The organism is Burkholderia sp. AU18528 (genome assembly GCF_002223215.2).
In the GTDB taxonomy this organism is placed as follows: domain Bacteria; phylum Pseudomonadota; class Gammaproteobacteria; order Burkholderiales; family Burkholderiaceae; genus Burkholderia; species Burkholderia semiarida.
The window spans coordinates 1,671,754-1,687,224 of record NZ_NKFC02000006.1; the positions used below are offsets into that span (position 1 = coordinate 1,671,754).

Below are 15,471 nucleotides of genomic sequence, written 5' to 3' on the forward strand. Positions count from 1 at the left end.
TCACGCGACATCACGCCGCCCGCTGATGTTCCAGCCACGCCTGGAACATCAGCACCGTCCACAACTGATGCTGCCAGTTCATCCGGCCCGTCTGGTGCTGGCGCCACAGCCGCTCGACCGCCGCCGCATCGAAGAAGCCTTCCTCGCGCAAGCGCGACGGCCGCAGCAGCGCGTCGGCCCAGTCGCGCAGCGCGCCGCGCAGCCAGTGATCGACCGGCGCGCAGAAGCCCTGCTTCGGCCGGTCGATCAGCGCGGCCGGCACGTAGCGGTCGAGCAGCCGGCGCAGCAGCGCCTTCGACTGCCCTTCCGGCAAGCGCACCGACGCCGGCACGCGCCACGCGAATTCGACGACGTGATGATCGAGGAACGGCATGCGCGTCTCGAGGCTCACGGCCATCGCCGCGCGATCGACCTTCGCGAGGATGTCGGTCGGCAGGTACGTGAGCGTGTCGATCGCCATCGCCTGCTCGGCGAAGCTCAGGTGCGCGGGCCACGCGGACACCGTGTCGAGCGGCGTCGGCGGCTCCTGCCCCGACAGCGCGATGCGCTCCGGATGATGCACCGACGACATCAGCAGCCGGTACAGCCCGATGCGGCTCTCGGCCGTCATCACATGGCCGAGCTTGTGCAGCCGATCGCCGATGCGCGACGACGATTCGCGCGCCTCCACGCCGCCCCACGCGCCCTGCGCGACGGCCGCGAGCTGGTCCGCATGATCGGGCCGCAACGCGTGCAGCGCGGCGGCGATCCGCGCGCGCACGGCGGCCGGCACGCGATGCAGCTTGCGCCACAGGCGCGGCGTCAGGAAATAGCGCGTGTAGCCGCCGAACAATTCGTCGCCGCCGTCGCCGGACAGGCTCACCTTCACGTGCCGGCGCGTCAGTTCGGAGACGAGAAAGGTCGGGATCTGCGACGCGTCGGAGAACGGCTCGTCGTAGATCGACGGCAGCTTCGGCACGACGCCGAGCGCATGGTCGGCCGTCACGTAAAGCTCGGTATGGCGCGTACCGAGATGGCGCGCGACCGCCTTCGCGTAGCCGGCCTCGTCGTAGCCGGCCTCGTGAAAGCCGATCGTAAACGTGTCGACCGGCGTCGCCGATTGCGCCTGCATCAACGCGACGATCGTCGACGAATCGATGCCGCCCGACAGGAACGCGCCGAGCGGCACGTCGGCTTCCATCTGCCGCGCGACGGCCTGGCGCAGGACCGTGTCGAGCTGGTCGACGGCTTCGTCGGCGCTGCCCTCGAACGGCTGCGCGCGGCCCGCCTCGATCGCCTGTTCGAGCGCCCAGTAGGTGCGCAGGCGCGGCGTGTCGCGCGCATGTTCGAACTGGACGTACGTGCCGGGCGGCAGCTTGCGGATGCCGCGATAGATCGTGTAAGGCGCGGGCACGCTCGACTGGCGCAGGTACAGGCACAGCGCGTCGCGATCGATCGCGCCGTCGAAGCCCGGATAGCCGCGCAGCGCCTTCAGCTCGGACGCGAACACGAGCGCGTCGCCGATCCGCCCGTAGTAGAGCGGCTTTTCGCCGATCCGGTCGCGCGCGAGCGTCAGCACCCGCGACGCGCGGTTCCACAGCGCGAACGCGAACATGCCGGTCGCCCGGCGCAACGCGGCCTCGACGCCCCACGCGACGATCGCCGCGATCAGCACCTCGCTGTCGGAGTGGCCGCGCCACGCCGGTGCGCGCCCCGCGCGCTCGAGTTCCGCGCGCAGTTCGCGATGGTTGTAGATTTCGCCGTTGAAGACGAGAACGTAGCGGCCGCACGCGGAAGCCATCGGCTGCCGGCCGTGCACCGACAGGTCCACGATCGCGAGCCGCCGGTGGCCGAGCGCGATGCCGGCCTCCGGGTCGACCCAGATCCCCTGTCCGTCGGGCCCGCGGTGCGCAAGGCTCGCCGTCATTCGCGCGAGCGTGCCGCGCGCTGTCTCCTCATCGAAGGCGACGCTATTCAGAAAGCCGTCGATTCCGCACATTGATATGTCCGCCCCTGTTGACCTGTTCCGTCACGGACGGCACGACCTCGCGGCCGCCGTCGGGCGTGACGGTCGAGCCATATTACGAAGAAATAAATCAGCAATAATTCACCAGTGAATGTCGGCGGCATCCGGAAAAAAATGGACGTCAAGTGCCGCATGCGGATGGCCGCGCAACGGGGCCATATCGAATCGGATGAGTGGGCCGGCAAACGTGGCGGACAAAAAAGGGGGCCGCATGCCGATGCGACGCCGCCACGCCGTGTCATGCGGCGCCGGTCGCCCATTTCAGCAACTGCGCGACCTCGCGGAAATGCTGCGGCTGGATCGTGCCGTTCTCGGGCGTCGTCTCGTACAGCGCCTGCGCGAGCCCGACGTTCGCGAGCGTCGGGCGCAGCGCGTCGCGGGCCAACCGCACGATCCGCTCGGCCGCGTCGCCCTCGCCGCGCGCGAGCACCCACGGCAGCGAGCCCATCCCGCCGTAATAGAGCGCGACCGCGACGCGCGGCGAATAGACGACCACCGACGCATAGGCGATCCGGTCGGGCAGCGACGCGAACTGCACTTCGCGCGCGAGCTGGCGGCGCTTCGCCTGGATGTGCGGATCGCCTTCGTCCTCCTTGTGCTCGCGCCGCACTTCGTCGATCGACATCTTCATTTTCTGGTTGAATTCGTGCCGCTGGTGCACGATGTCGATCAGCGCCATCACGATATAGATCAGCGCGGCCCAGCCGAACAGCAGCATCAGCAGCTTCACGATCAGCGCGAGGATCGAGACCGGCCGCGTGAAGCCCGACTGCACGGACGGATCGAGCGACTCGACGATCAGCCAGCCGAGCGTCGCGACGAGCAGCGCCGTCTTCAGCAGCATCTTCGCGAGGTTGACGAGGTTGCGCAGCGACCACAGGTTCTTCATCCCCTCGGCCGGGTTGAGCCGCGACAGTTGCGGCACGAGGCGGCTCCACGCCATCACGCCGCCCACCTGCACGAAGCCCGCGAGCAGCCCCGCCAGCAGCCCGGCCGCGACGATCTGCGCGGACTGCGTGGCCCAGTCGCGCGCGGCGCCGTCGATCAGCACCGCGAGCCGCGCGGCGGGGTCGGCCGCGCCGACCGCGTCGAACACGAGCCGGAACAGCGCCTGCAAGCGCGCGAACAGCGAACCGATGCCCACCGCGAGCGCCACGCACACGCCGACGAAGAACGCCGACGACACCGTTTCCGCGCTCTTCGGCACGTCGCCTTTCTCGCGCGCCTCGCGCAGGCGCTTCGCGGTCGGCTTCTGGTCCTTTTCGGCCATCCCGGCTCCCGCGCGCTCAGCCGCCGCCGTGCGCGGCGAACAGCGCGCGCAGCAGCGACACGAGCCCGCTGTCGGGGCTCAGCAGCGCGTGCAGCGACGCGTACACCACCGGCAGGAACAGGATCATCATCAGCATCGCGAGCGCGCTTTTCAGCGGCTGCGAGAACACGAAGACGTTGAGCTGCGGCACCGCGCGCCCGACCAGGCCGATGCCGAGCTCGACGAGCACCAGCACGATCGTGACCGGCGCGGCGAGCTTCACCATCCATTCGAAGATCGTGTCGGTCTGCCGCACGATGAAGGTCTGCAGCATCGACGAGAAATCGGGGCCGAGCGAGCCGATCGGCCACCATGCGTACGACTGCGCGAACAGTTGCACGAGCACCTGCAGCCCGCCCGCCGTGACGAACAGCGCGATCGCGACGAAATTCAGGAATCCCGAGGTCGGTCCGCCCTCGTGCCCGCCCATCGGATCGAAGAACGCGGCGCTGCCGCTGCCGGTCTGGAAGTCGATCAGGTAGCCGACGCCCTGGATCGCGAACAGCACCGCGCTGAACGCGCCGGCGAGCAGCATGCCGACCATCGCCTCCTTCGCGACCAGCAGGCACCACATCAGGAACGGCAGCGCGGCCACCTGCGCGGCATCGATCGCCGGCGCGACGAACGCGGCGATCACGACCGCGATTCCGTTGCGCACGAGGCCCGTGATGATCTGCTCGTTGAATACCGGCACGACCAGCATGATCGGCAACAGGCGCGGCATCACGTAGAGCAGCGGCCGCAGCATGCCGGCGACGTCGTTGAAACCCGCGGCCTGGTCTAGCATCGGCGCTCCGCGGCGGCGGGCGGGGCGGGATCGTCGGCCGCGTCAGGCACCTCGGGCACGTCGGACAGCACGGTTTCAGCGGCGATGTCGGCGCCCGCCTCCGTTTCGGTCATGGCCGCATCGAACGCGGCCGCGGCCGCCGGCGGCGTGGACGCATGATCTGCCGCGTCGCCCGCGCCGGCCACCCAGGTGCCGCCCGTCGCGAAGCGCCGCACCGCGTAGCCGTCCGCGACGTCGTCGGCGTCGCGCTCGACCCGCGCGGCGCGGGCGTGCAGCGCCTTCTCGCCGGCCTTCTCCAGCTTGTCCTCGGCGGCCTTCGCCTTGCGCGCGGCGCGCTGCAGGTCGGCGAGCGTCGCTTCGTGGCCGCGGTGCACGTGCGCGGCCTCGCTCACCGACGCGTTCGCGTTGCCGATATGCCGGTCGAACGTGCGCGTATCGGCCGCCGCGTCCTGCAATGCGCGCGCTTCGCGCACGTCGTCGGCCAGCCGCGTCTGGATCGCGGCCTTCGCGGCGACCTGCTGCGCGAGCTGCGCCTGCGCGGCCGCGAGCGCCCGCCGGCTCTGCGCGGCGATGCCCTGCTGGCGCGCGGCCGCGACGCGCGCGATCTGGCTGCGCATCTCGCGTACGCGCTTCAGGCGGGCGAGCGTCGCGAGCACGAGGCGGTCGTCGGCTTCAGACATGATCGTTCGCCAGCTTCGTCAGCTTTGCGAGCAGCGCGTCGAAGCGCACGTCCTCGTCCGACGCCTGCGCGCAGAACGCGCCGATCGCGTCGCGCGCGCGCAGCGCGAGATCGCCGAGCCGGTCGCTGCCTTCGCGATACTCGCCGATCTGCACGAGCAGCTCGATCTCCTGGTACTTCGCGATCAGCTCGCGCACGCGCGCGGCCGCATGCTGGTGCGCGCGGCTCGCGACGAGCGGCATCACGCGCGACAGGCTCGCGAGCACGTCGATCGCCGGATAGCGGTTCGCGAGCGCGATCTTGCGCGACAGCACGATATGGCCGTCGAGGATCGACCGCACCTCCTCGGCGATCGGGTCCGATTCCTCGTCGCCTTCGACGAGCACCGTGTAGAGCGCGGTGATCGACCCGTGCGCCCCCTGCCCCGCGCGTTCGAGCAGGCGCGGCAATACCGCGAACGTCGAAGGCGGAAAGCTGCGCCGCGTCGGCGGCTCGCCGCTCGCGAGGCCGACCTCGCGCTGCGCGCGTGCGAAGCGCGTCAGCGAATCGACCAGCAACAGCACGCGCTTGCCCGCATCGCGGAAGTGCTCGGCGATCGCGGTCGCGACCAGCGCGGATTTCACGCGCTCCATCGCGGGGCGGTCGGACGTCGACACGACGACGATCGAACGCGCGCGCACCTCGGGCGACAGGCTGTGCTCGATGAATTCGCGCACCTCGCGGCCGCGTTCGCCGACGAGTGCGATCACGTTCACGTCGGCCTGCGCGCCGCGCGCGATCATCCCGAGCAGCGTGCTCTTGCCGACGCCCGAAGGCGCGAAGATGCCCACGCGCTGCCCGACGCCGAGCGTCATCAGGCCGTCGATCACGCGCACGCCGGTCGCAAACGGCGTGTCGATCATCTTGCGCGCGAGCGGGTTCGGCGGGTCCTGCTGCGTCGAAACCCACGCGGCGCCCGTCACCGGCCCGCGATCGTCGAGCGGCCGGCCGAGCCCGTCGAGCACGCGGCCGAACAGCCCCTCGCCCACCGGAAACACATGCTCGCGCCCGGACGGCACGACGGTCGTCTCCGGCGACAGCCCGGCCACGTCGCCGAGCGGCGTGAGCAGCGTCGTCTGGCGCGAGAAGCCGACCACCTCGGCAAGCAGCGTCGGCTGGTTCGGCGTGCGCAATTCGCAGATCTCGCCGAGCCGCGCGCGGATGCCCGTCGCATTCAATATCTGCCCGACCGCATGATTGACGCGGCCCTGCACCGATACCGGCGAGAAGAACGCGAGCCCCGCGTCGAGCTCGCCGACGAGGCGGCCGCGATCGAACGGCGCGCCGTCGTCGTCGCCGAACGTTTGCCGATCGTCGAGCGGCGCGTTCATCGCGCGGCGCCCTTCAGCGCGTCGCGGCGGATCGCCTGGCGCAACGCGTCGATCTGCAGGTCGAGGCTCGCGTCGATGCGCCCGGAGGGCGTCTCGACCGTGCACGCGTGGCGTTCGAGCTGCGCGTCCTCGACGATGCGGATCTTCTGCCGGTTCGACTGCTCCGCGAACGCGCCGTCGAGCGCGTCGCGCATCTCGTCCGTGCGCCCGGGCGCGACGCGCACGATCAGGAACGCCTCGTCGCGCACGAGCGGCGCGATCCGCGCGAGCGCGGCCTCGTACAGCTTCTGCGTGCTCATCTCGCCGACGATCGCGCGCACGGCCTTCACGACGATCTCGGCCATCGCATCCTTGATCGTCTCCATCGTGCGCGTGGCCGCGAGCGCCTGCGTGTACGCCTGCGCGGCCTGCTCGCGCTGCGCGCGGCGCATGCCTTCGTCGTAGCCGGCCGCCTGGCGCTTGTCGAATTCGCGCTGTGCGTCGGCGACGATGCGCGCGGCCTCTTCATGCGCGGTCGCGATCACCGCGGACGCGTCGAGCAGCGCCGCGTATTCGCGCTCCTTGAGCACCTTGCGCTCCGACAGCAGCTGCAGGTTGTCGCTCGTGATCAGAAAAGCCAGTCCCATGACGCAAGCCTCTCGGGAATCAGAAACAGGAACATCAGTTCGCCGAATTGATCGCGCTGCGCGCGGTTCAGCCAGTACGGCGCTTCGTCGTCGATCGCGCGGTTGAATTTCAGGCGCACGCGCTGCGCGACCGCGTCGCCGGCCACGCCGATGAAATCCGCGAGCAAGCGCCCGCCGCGCGCGCGAATCACGACCGGCAGCGCGGCGGGATCGGCGCGCCACGGTTCGAGCGTTTCGGCGAGCGCGCCGAATTCCGGCGCGCGTTCGAGCGCGAGTTCGAGCGCATCGCCGCCGAGCCGCGCCGCCACTTCCGCGCGGATGCGCCGCCCGGCCAGCGCGTCGCGCAGCCACGCACGATGCAGCAGCAGCCCCGCATACGCGGCCAGTTGCTCGAGCGCCGCGCCCGGCAGCAGCGCGAGCCGCGCGCACGGATTCGCCACGTCGAAGTCGTGCCGGTCGGCCACGCCGTTCAGCGCGAGCAGGTGCCGCGCCAGCAGCTTGCGGCCGGCCGCGCCGAACGCATCCGGCGAACGGTAGCGCGCGGGCCACTCGGCCGGCACGCGGGTCACGTGCAGATAGCGATCGGGCCGCAGGTTGAAGTCGCACACGAGCGCATGAAACGCGGCGGCACGCGCGGCAGGCGGCGGCGCAAGCGGGTGCAGCCACGGCAGCGGCGCCGCGTGGAACGCGGCCGCTTCGCCCGGCGGCAGCGCGCGCGGATCGCTCATGCGCCGTCGCGCGCGCCGTCCGGCGTACGCAGCCCGCCGCCCGCCTGCTGCGCGGCCGCCCCGCCGCCGTTCGCGCCGCGCGGCGCGCCGAGCAGGCCCGCAAGCCGCGCGCCGAACATCCCGCGCCGGGCGGCCGACAGCGCGATCACCGCGCAGGTCAGCAGGATCAGCGCGAACACGAGCCAGCCGAGCGGCGAGCGCAGCCGCAGGATGTCCGACACCGCGCCGCCGATCCCGTCCACGCGCGTCGCGCGCGCCGCGGCCGGCTGCAGGAACAGCGACACGTTGTCGTACTGCAGCCCTTCGATGCTGTGCGCGACCAGATCCTTGACCATCGGCGCCATCGCGCGCAGGTCGACGCCCGGCCGGTAACGGATGTACACCGCCGCCGACGACGGCTTGATCTTGTCGGCGAGCGGATCGTTCTCCGGAATCACGACCTGCACGCGCGCGACCACCACGCCCTCGATGTCCTGCAGCGTGCGCGACAGGTCCTGCGACACGCCGTACAGGTAGCGCACGCGCTCCTCGGCCGGCGTCGACACAAGGCCCTGCTTCTGGAACAGCTCGCCGAGGCTCGCATAGCTCGGCTTCGGCAGCCCGTTCGCGTGCAGCACCGTGAGCGCCGCCTGCATGTCGCCGTCCGCGACGCTCACGAGCCACGCGTTGCGGTCCGACGTATCGCGCGCGTCGTTGTCCTTCGACGCGCTGATGCCCGCGTCGCCGAGCACCGCGATCATCTGGTTCGCGTCGCGCTCTGACAGGCCCGAGTACAGCTCCTTCTGGCACCCGGCCAACAGCACGAGCAGCCCCGCGAGCAGCGCGCGCGCCGCCCGGCTGCGCCACGCATGCGTGCGCGGCGTCGAATCGATCGTCGTCATCCGTTTGTCCGGTTCAGGGCGCATGAGGCCGTATCCTCCGGCCCGCACGCGCTTTCACTCCTGCGTCTTCAGCACCGTGTGCGTGAAGCCGTTCGCCGCCTGCGCAACCGACAGGCTCAACTGGTATTCCGAAATCGTGGTGGTTGCCGTCCACTGGAAATCCATCGCCTTCACCATCGTCATCAGCGGGTCGCTGCGGCTGTCCGCCATCGACGTCAGCATCTCGGTGCGATGCTTGTCGATGTTCGCGTACCGCGAATCGAGATCGTTGCCGTACGTGCGCAACCGCTCGACGAGCGACGACGGGTTCGCCTGCGCGGGCGTCATCTGCACGGCCGGCGCCGCATCCGCCGGCGCGCGCGACATCGCGACGCCCGACGAAGACGGCGCAGCGGCCGGCGACGCGCCCGGCTGCATCAGCGCATCGAACTGGCGCACCTGCGCCGGATCGGACGTCGCGCCCGTTTGCTGCGCGGCGCCCGCGAGCGCGGCTGCGCCCGGCGGCGCCGCGCCTACGCCTGTTACCGACATGATCGTGTCCTCCTTGACCGGCAGAGCCGGAAACGGGCCGGCCGGCACGCGCACACGCCACGCCGGGCGCCCGTCGTGGGCGGCTCCGGCACGCGGCGTCGCGCGGCACGGCCGGCGACCGGCGTCACGCGCGGCCGGCGGAACTCAGGTGTTGCGCAACCTGGGCGTTCGCCGTCCCCTCCTGCGCGGTCACTGCGTTGCTGGTTTCGAACGTCGCAGTCGATTGCTGAACCTGGAAATTGATCTTCGTCAGTTCGAGCTGCGTCTTGGTCAGGTCGTCGGCCTGCTTCTGCACGTCGCCCGTGTTCGTCACACCACCTGCTGCCGAGGTACCCATGCTTCGCTCCTTTACGTGAACCACACTCCACATTCCGGCGGCGGCCCCATGCCCCGCCGGCGACGTGACGCGCCGCATGCATGCGGCGTGTCGCGTGATGCGCGCATCGCGAAACGCGCTGCGCCTGATTCGTCGCGACGCTAATGCGCCGCCTCCTTCGCCGATACCCCGACACCGGCCGCCGGCTCGCCGGGCAGCAGCGTCGGCCCTGGCACCGGCCGCGCGACGCCGGCCGCCGCGCCGCTCGCGAGCGGCGCCACGGGCGGCGCGCTCGCCTGCTCGGGCGCGCTCGCCGGCGCGCCGCCGAGCGGCATCGTGATGCGCTGGCCGTTGCGTGCGAACACCACTTCGTCCGGGCCGATCGACACGACCGTCGCGCCTTCCTTCATCCGCGCACCTTCGAAATAGCGGCTGCCGTCGACCGTCTCGATGTAGCGCTGGTCGCCGTCGCCGGCGAACACGGTCGTGATCTCCGGAATGCCCGCCGTGCCGCCGAGCGTCGTCGCCGTGCGCGGCGCGGCCGCGTCGGCATCGCGCACGTGATCGACCACCTCGAGCGCCGGGCGCGCATCCTTCATGTAGTTGCGGATGCGCGGCTCGATCTGCGCGCGCGCGGCCGCGCCCGTCAGCTCAATCCGGCCACGGCCGAGATACGTGACCGTCAGCGCCGTGTCGCTGAAATAGGTCTGCGCGGTCGCGACCAGATCGCTGACCACGTAGATGTTGCCGAGCGCCGCGTTGTCGACGCCCGCGACGATCTGCGCGACGCGCTCGCGCGCGGCCGGGTCGCTCACGTAGCCCGACACGATCACGCCGTCGTCGCGCGGCGCGACCGCCAGCTCCGGATACGCGTGCAGCAGTTGCTGCAGCCGGTGCGTGCGCGCGAACACCGATTCGTGCTGCCACGGCAGCCGCCCCGACCACGCGACGAAGCCGTAGCCGAGCGCGCCGAGCAGCACGCCGACCCACAGCGCGACCAGCGCGATCACGAGCCGCCGGCTGCCCAGCCGCCGCAGCCCACCCGTGAGCCAGCCGAGCCACGCGGCCTCGCGCGCGGCGTCCGGCGCATCCGTTTCGTCGGGCACCGCGACGCTCGCCTGCGCATGCCGTGCGATGCCGAGCCGGATCGAGCCGACCGTCACGACGTCGTTCGGCGTCAGCGAGCGGCGGCCGGCGCCGAGCGGCTCGTCGTTGAACAGCACCGGCGCGCCGGTGTCGCCGCCGTGGTTCTGCACGGTCACCGCGAGCGCGCCGACCTGCAGGCACACCTGCTTCGCGCCGATCTCGCGATCGGGCAGGATCACTTCGCAGTCGGCCGCCGTGCCGACCCAGTTCGCGCCGCGCGCGAGCGACATCGTGCGGCCGTACATCGGCCCGCTCAGGAAGCACAGGTTCCACGGCGACGCGAGCGCGGCCGAACCGGCCCCGGCGCCTGCCGCGCCGCCGGGCAATGCGCCGTCGCCGTGCGGATCAATGATGCTCGTCGACATGCGTGACCACTCCTGCGGTCGTCGCCGCCGGCTGCGACGCCGCGCCCACGGGCGGCGGCAACGCGGGCGGACCAAACTTCGTGCCGGGCAGCGGCTTCGGCGTCAGCGGCACCGTGACGTCGTTGTCCGGCGGGCGATACATCGACATCCCTTCCGGGTTCGCCGGACCGTCGACGCCCGGGTTCACGGGCGAGCCGTCCGGCGCATACATCGACGCATTCGTCACGACGCGCGGCGTCAGCAGGTAGAAGCGCTCCATGTGGTTGCCCGACTTGTCGGTGTACTTGAACAGGTTGCCGATCAGCGGGATGTCGGACAGCCAGGGCACGCCGCTCTTGTTCAGCCGCACCTCGTCGTCGTTGAAGCCGGCGATCAGGAGACTCTTGCCTTCGTCGATCATCGTCTTGGTGACGATGTTGCGCTGCTGGATCACCGGCACGTTCGACACGGCCTGCCCCGGCACGATGTTGCCGTCCTGGATGTCGATCGACATCATCACGCTCTGTGGGTTGCGAACGGCTACCGCGGACACGGCCGCGGCGTTGCGGATCGCCTCGTCGACGATCATCGGCGTCACCTTGATGCTGGTGCCGGTCGTCACGCTGTACAGCGACGAATCCTGGTAGCCGGGCACCTGCACGTAGAACTGCGTGAGGTTCTCGAGGATCGCCTCGGTGTTGTCGAGCGCGAGCACCTTCGGCTTCGATCGCAGTTGGGCCTGACCCTTCTGCGCGAGCGCGTTCACGCGCGTGAGCAGGTAGTTGCGCAGCGACCCGCCGATCGACGCGGTCAGCGCGATGCCGGTCGGCATGAACGCGCCCGTCTGCCCGGTTTCCGACGTGCCGATGCCGAACGTCAGCGGCGGGTTGCCGACGCCGTTGTACTGCGTGTTGCCGTTCAGCGGGTTCTGGCCGTTGCCGATCTGCACGTCGCCGTGCGTCGTGTGCAGGCGCCAGTCGATCCCGAGGCTGTCGAGCGAATCCTCGTTGATGTCGATGATCGTCACGTTGATCTCGACGATGCGCGGCCGCTCGTCGAGCTGACCGATCAGCGACTGGTAGCGATACATGTTCTCCGGCAGGTCGCGCACGATCACCGCGTTGATCGCCGGATCGGCGACGATCTGCGGCAGCGTGTCGCCGCCGCCGGTCGAGAACGGCGAAAAGCCGCCGCCCATGCTGCCGTCCGTACCGCCATAACCGCCCTGTCGCGGGCCGCCGGAGATGTCGGGGAAGTCGAGCCGCGGCACCGCGATCGTCAGCCCCGAGCCGAGCTTCACCTGTCGCGCGGCCTGGCCGAGCGGCGTGCTCGCCGGCGCCGCGGCCGTGTCGCCGGTCTTGCCGAACAGCCGGCGCAGGATCGTCGCGACACCCGGCACCGTCACTTCCTTGCCCGAGCGGTTGATCGTGAAGTCCGACGCCCAGCCGTATTTCAGCCGGAACGCGCGGATGTCCGCATGCGCGCCGTTCGCCGACGGATCGCCGACCGAGCCGATCGCCTGCCGCACGAGTTCGACATAGCGGCGCGGGCCGGCCACGTACACGCTGTTCGAGCGGTCGTTGATCACCAGCGTGTAGCGCTTGTCCGGAATCTGCATCGCCTGCAGCGCACGGCCGATTTCGCCGGATGCGTTCGGCGGGATCGGGATCATCTGCGTCTGCGACTGGTCGGCCGGATCGACGTACAGGAACGAGCCGTCGTAGTACCACGTGAGCCCGTAGGTCGAGCAGATCGTGTCGAGCGTCTGCTGCGGCGTGCCGGAAAAGCGGCCGCTGATCACGCCGTCGACCTTCGGGTCGACCACCGCCGTCACGCCCTGCGACGACGCGAGCTCGCGGATGAAGTCGCCGATCTTCTTGCCGTTCGCGACGATCGTGAACGGCTTGTTGCGCCAGCGCAGGTCCGCGGCGCGCGCATGCTGCGCGGGCGCCATGCACAGCGACGCCGTGAGCAGCGCGGTCGCGCACACGGCAAGCGCGGCCCGTTGCAGGCTGCGCGGTTGAAACCGGATCGAGGCGACGCGTCGACGCATCAAAGGACTCCTGTTGAAGAAACGAACATGCGTTCCAGCGCCTGCTGCGCGAAGCGCAGCACTTCGCCGCCGAGCCAGCCCGACAGCAGCACGAGCGCGACCATCACGGCGATCAGCCGCACCGCGATGCCGATATTGGCGTCCTGCACCTGCGTGACGGCCTGCAGGATCGCGACGACGAGGCCCGTGACGGTCGCGATCAGCACGATCGGCAGCGACAGCAGCAGCACGAGCATCAGCGCCTGGCGCGTCAGGTCGAGGATCGTCGAGCTCGTCATTGCACGGCTCCCGGCGCGCGCACGTCGGCGCCCGCGCCGACCGTGCCGTCGTCCGGCGGGTTCTTCACCCAGCCGACCGTATGCAACTGCACGTCCTCCTCGACTTCCTGGTACGACAGCACCGCGAGGTCGGGCAGCACCGGCTGCAGGATCGTCTTCACGTAGCGGCGCGCGCCGAGCGCGACCATCACCGCGAGCCGCGCGGCGCCCGGCGCGTTGCCGTGGCCGCCGGGGCCGGCCGCCTGCGCGGCGTGCACGATCGCGCGCACCTGTTCGCCGATGTCCTGCTTGACCGCACTCGACAGCGCGAGGAAATTGCCCTGTTTCGTGCGCATCACCGCGCGCTCGATCCGCTCCTGCAGGTTCTGCTCGAACAGCACGACCCGCAGCTGGCGCGCCGTGCCCGCGTGGCGATCGGTGATCATCCGGCGCAGGTCGACGCGCACGAGTTCGACCAGCGCGATCACGTCGTCGGGCTCGTTCGGCGCCCACGTGATCAGGCTCTCGAAGATCACGCGCAGGTTGCGGATCGGCACCTGTTCGGCGAGCAGCCGGCGCAGCACTTCGGTCACGCGCTGTAGCGGCACGAGCCGCGTCAGTTCGCCGACGAGCTCCGGATGATCGCGCCGCACCAGATGCACGAGCGCCTGCGTCTCCTGGATGCCGAGCAGCTCGTCCGCATGCTGGCGCACGATCTGCTCGACGTGCGCGGCCAGCGCGCTTTCGCTCGACAGCCACTTGCCGTCCGGCGCCGCGCCGTCGGGCTTGATCCACAGCGCGGTCGCGAACGGGCCGAACGCCTCGGCCGGCTGGCGCTCCGCACGCTCCGGCAGCGGCGCGACGCCGTCCCACAGCAGCCAGCCCGGCTTCAGCGCGCCGTGCGCGGCGAGCACGTCCTGCAGATAGATCCGGTACGTGCCGGCCGGCGCGCCCTCGTCGTCGTTCAGCGTGATGCGCGGAAACACCGTGCCGATGTCCGCGTCGACGCGCGCCTTCGCGCTCGACAGCGCCGCCTGCAATTGCGCGAGGTTCAGGCCCGTACGCAGGTCGTCGGACAGCGACACCGCGATCAGCGACGTGACGCCGGCCGCGTGCGACACCTTCGCCGGCTGGCCGTCGTCGGCCGCGCCGACGCGCCCCGCGACATGAATCAGGTTGAAGCTCGGCGCGGACGTCTTGCGCTTCAACTGCGAGAACGCGAAGGCGCCGAGGCCGAGCGCGATCAGCGCGAACGACCATTTCGGAAAGCCGGGCACGACCAGAAAGCCGCTCAGCACGAACGCCGCGATCAGCAGCGCGCGCGGGTGCGCGCCCAGTTGCTCGCCGAGCTGTTCGCCAAGCTGGCGCTGTCGCGCATCGCGCGTCGCGACGCGCGTCGTCACGATGCCGGCCGCGATCGATACCAGCAGCGACGGAATCTGCGACGCCATCCCGTCGCCGACCGTCAGGATCGCGTAACGCTGCAGCGCCTCGCCGATGTCCATCCCGTGCATCAGCGTGCCGACCGCGATCCCCGCGACGATGTTGATGAACGCGATCACGAGGCCCGCGATCGCGTCGCCCTTCACGAACTTCATCGCGCCGTCCATCGCGCCGTGCATCTGCGATTCCTGCTCGAGCTTCTCGCGGCGCTCGCGCGCCTCGTCGGCGCTGATGATGCCCGCGCGCAAGTCCGCATCGATGCTCATCTGCTTGCCCGGCATCGCATCGAGCGAGAAGCGCGCGCCGACTTCGGCCACGCGCTCCGACCCTTTCGCGATCACGATGAACTGCACGACCGCGATCACGAGGAACACGACGCCGCCCACCACCACGTTGTTGCCCACCACCAGCCGCCCGAACGCGTCGATCACGTGACCGGCGTTCGCATGCAGCAGGATCAGCTTGCACGACGCGATGTTCAGCGCGAGCCGGAACAGCGTCGTAAACAGCAGCAGCGCGGGAAACGACGAGAAGCTGACCGCCGACGGCACGTAGGTCGACACCGTCAGCAGCACGACGCTCGCCGCGAGATTGAGCGAGATCATCCCGTCGAGCGCGGCCTGCGGCAGCGGCAGGATGAACAGCGCGACGACCGCGACGATGAAGGTCGCGAGAAACAGGTCGGCGCGCGGCGAGGCGCCCCCGATGCGCCGTCCGGACACGCCGCGGCCGGCGGAAAACAACCGCTGCCAGTCGCGGGGGAGCGCCTTCGGTTCAGCCATCGTGCCGTTGTCCTGTCGTTATCGCCGGCTGGCACGGGCAACCCTTCCCGTGCTGCGCGGACCGTTGAATGGGACGAGTGTAGCGACGGGAAACCGCGGAAAAAGAAGCGCGCCTCGTAGCGTGAAAGCGCGTTTTCCTCAGACGATCGAATCGGACTACGAAACCCGGCGGCCCGCTCGGGCACGCGCCGCCGGAACCGCTTCCATCGCGCGC

14 protein-coding genes are annotated in these 15,471 nt (G+C 70.4%); all 14 read right to left on the reverse strand.

Annotated features, from left to right (window positions below):
• Window positions 1–10 precede the first annotated feature (10 nt).
• The 14 genes from asnB to sctV all read right to left on the reverse strand — a co-directional run bounded on the left by asnB (window position 11) and on the right by sctV (window position 15,257).
• Window positions 11–1,978 (reverse strand): asparagine synthase (glutamine-hydrolyzing), encoded by a 1,968-nt coding sequence (asnB, locus tag CFB52_RS24460; RefSeq protein ID WP_099317667.1) that lies wholly within the window; start codon window positions 1,976–1,978, stop codon window positions 11–13.
• Window positions 1,979–2,243: 265 nt separating this feature from the next.
• Window positions 2,244–3,275 carry an EscU/YscU/HrcU family type III secretion system export apparatus switch protein gene (locus tag CFB52_RS24470; protein ID WP_099317669.1) on the reverse strand — a complete coding sequence of 344 codons (1,032 nt, stop codon included), beginning with the start codon at window positions 3,273–3,275 and terminating at the stop codon, window positions 2,244–2,246.
• Between the two features lie 16 nt (window positions 3,276–3,291).
• Entirely contained in the window at window positions 3,292–4,101 is an 810-nt protein-coding gene (gene sctT, locus CFB52_RS24475; RefSeq protein ID WP_099317670.1) for a type III secretion system export apparatus subunit SctT, read from the reverse strand.
• A complete protein-coding gene (locus CFB52_RS24480) occupies window positions 4,095–4,781 on the reverse strand; it encodes a hypothetical protein (RefSeq protein ID WP_099317671.1) in 687 nt (228 codons plus the stop codon). The genes sctT and CFB52_RS24480 overlap by 7 nt, the downstream gene beginning before the upstream one ends.
• Window positions 4,774–6,150: a type III secretion system ATPase SctN gene (gene sctN, locus CFB52_RS24485; protein WP_059584714.1), complete on the reverse strand. Its 1,377-nt coding sequence runs from the start codon at window positions 6,148–6,150 to the stop codon at window positions 4,774–4,776. The genes CFB52_RS24480 and sctN overlap by 8 nt, the downstream gene beginning before the upstream one ends.
• The gene (sctL, locus tag CFB52_RS24490; protein WP_059584712.1) at window positions 6,147–6,776 is read right to left on the reverse strand and encodes a type III secretion system stator protein SctL; all 630 of its coding nucleotides are present in this window, start codon (window positions 6,774–6,776) and stop codon (window positions 6,147–6,149) included. Before sctL ends, sctN begins: the two co-directional genes overlap by 4 nt.
• The gene (locus CFB52_RS24495; RefSeq protein WP_099317672.1) at window positions 6,758–7,504 is read right to left on the reverse strand and encodes a SctK family type III secretion system sorting platform protein; all 747 of its coding nucleotides are present in this window, start codon (window positions 7,502–7,504) and stop codon (window positions 6,758–6,760) included. Before CFB52_RS24495 ends, sctL begins: the two co-directional genes overlap by 19 nt.
• Window positions 7,501–8,385: a type III secretion system inner membrane ring lipoprotein SctJ gene (gene sctJ / locus CFB52_RS24500; RefSeq protein WP_059584709.1), complete on the reverse strand. Its 885-nt coding sequence runs from the start codon at window positions 8,383–8,385 to the stop codon at window positions 7,501–7,503. The genes CFB52_RS24495 and sctJ overlap by 4 nt, the downstream gene beginning before the upstream one ends.
• A gap of 54 nt (window positions 8,386–8,439) precedes the next feature.
• Complete coding sequence (locus CFB52_RS24505) at window positions 8,440–8,916, reverse strand: hypothetical protein (protein ID WP_059640002.1); 477 nt, start codon at window positions 8,914–8,916, stop codon at window positions 8,440–8,442.
• A gap of 124 nt (window positions 8,917–9,040) precedes the next feature.
• Entirely contained in the window at window positions 9,041–9,253 is a 213-nt protein-coding gene (locus CFB52_RS24510) for a hypothetical protein (RefSeq protein ID WP_006480857.1), read from the reverse strand.
• Window positions 9,254–9,393: 140 nt separating this feature from the next.
• Window positions 9,394–10,743: a type III secretion system inner membrane ring subunit SctD gene (gene sctD, locus CFB52_RS24515; RefSeq protein ID WP_099317673.1), complete on the reverse strand. Its 1,350-nt coding sequence runs from the start codon at window positions 10,741–10,743 to the stop codon at window positions 9,394–9,396.
• Complete coding sequence (gene sctC / locus CFB52_RS24520; protein WP_099317674.1) at window positions 10,724–12,775, reverse strand: type III secretion system outer membrane ring subunit SctC; 2,052 nt, start codon at window positions 12,773–12,775, stop codon at window positions 10,724–10,726. The genes sctD and sctC overlap by 20 nt, the downstream gene beginning before the upstream one ends.
• A complete protein-coding gene (gene sctS / locus CFB52_RS24525) occupies window positions 12,775–13,053 on the reverse strand; it encodes a type III secretion system export apparatus subunit SctS (RefSeq protein WP_006480854.1) in 279 nt (92 codons plus the stop codon). Before sctS ends, sctC begins: the two co-directional genes overlap by 1 nt.
• A complete protein-coding gene (sctV, locus tag CFB52_RS24530; protein ID WP_099317675.1) occupies window positions 13,050–15,257 on the reverse strand; it encodes a type III secretion system export apparatus subunit SctV in 2,208 nt (735 codons plus the stop codon). Before sctV ends, sctS begins: the two co-directional genes overlap by 4 nt.
• Between the last annotated feature and the right edge of the window lie 214 nt (window positions 15,258–15,471).

Bases quoted from the DNA above. Each gene is read 5' to 3' on its own strand.
- sctV (WP_099317675.1), bottom strand. From the start codon at position 15,257: ATGGCTGAACCGAAGGCGCTCCCCCGCGACTGGCAGCGGTTGTTTTCC.
- sctD (WP_099317673.1), bottom strand. From the start codon at position 10,743: ATGTCGACGAGCATCATTGATCCGCACGGCGACGGCGCATTGCCCGGC.
- asnB (WP_099317667.1), bottom strand. From the start codon at position 1,978: ATGTGCGGAATCGACGGCTTTCTGAATAGCGTCGCCTTCGATGAGGAG.
- sctT (WP_099317670.1), bottom strand. From the start codon at position 4,101: ATGCTAGACCAGGCCGCGGGTTTCAACGACGTCGCCGGCATGCTGCGG.
- sctL (WP_059584712.1), bottom strand. From the start codon at position 6,776: ATGGGACTGGCTTTTCTGATCACGAGCGACAACCTGCAGCTGCTGTCG.
- sctC (WP_099317674.1), bottom strand. From the start codon at position 12,775: ATGCGTCGACGCGTCGCCTCGATCCGGTTTCAACCGCGCAGCCTGCAA.
- sctN (WP_059584714.1), bottom strand. From the start codon at position 6,150: ATGAACGCGCCGCTCGACGATCGGCAAACGTTCGGCGACGACGACGGC.
- CFB52_RS24470 (WP_099317669.1), bottom strand. From the start codon at position 3,275: ATGGCCGAAAAGGACCAGAAGCCGACCGCGAAGCGCCTGCGCGAGGCG.
- CFB52_RS24505 (WP_059640002.1), bottom strand. From the start codon at position 8,916: ATGTCGGTAACAGGCGTAGGCGCGGCGCCGCCGGGCGCAGCCGCGCTC.
- sctS (WP_006480854.1), bottom strand. From the start codon at position 13,053: ATGACGAGCTCGACGATCCTCGACCTGACGCGCCAGGCGCTGATGCTC.
- CFB52_RS24510 (WP_006480857.1), bottom strand. From the start codon at position 9,253: ATGGGTACCTCGGCAGCAGGTGGTGTGACGAACACGGGCGACGTGCAG.
- CFB52_RS24480 (WP_099317671.1), bottom strand. From the start codon at position 4,781: ATGTCTGAAGCCGACGACCGCCTCGTGCTCGCGACGCTCGCCCGCCTG.
- sctJ (WP_059584709.1), bottom strand. From the start codon at position 8,385: ATGACGACGATCGATTCGACGCCGCGCACGCATGCGTGGCGCAGCCGG.
- CFB52_RS24495 (WP_099317672.1), bottom strand. From the start codon at position 7,504: ATGAGCGATCCGCGCGCGCTGCCGCCGGGCGAAGCGGCCGCGTTCCAC.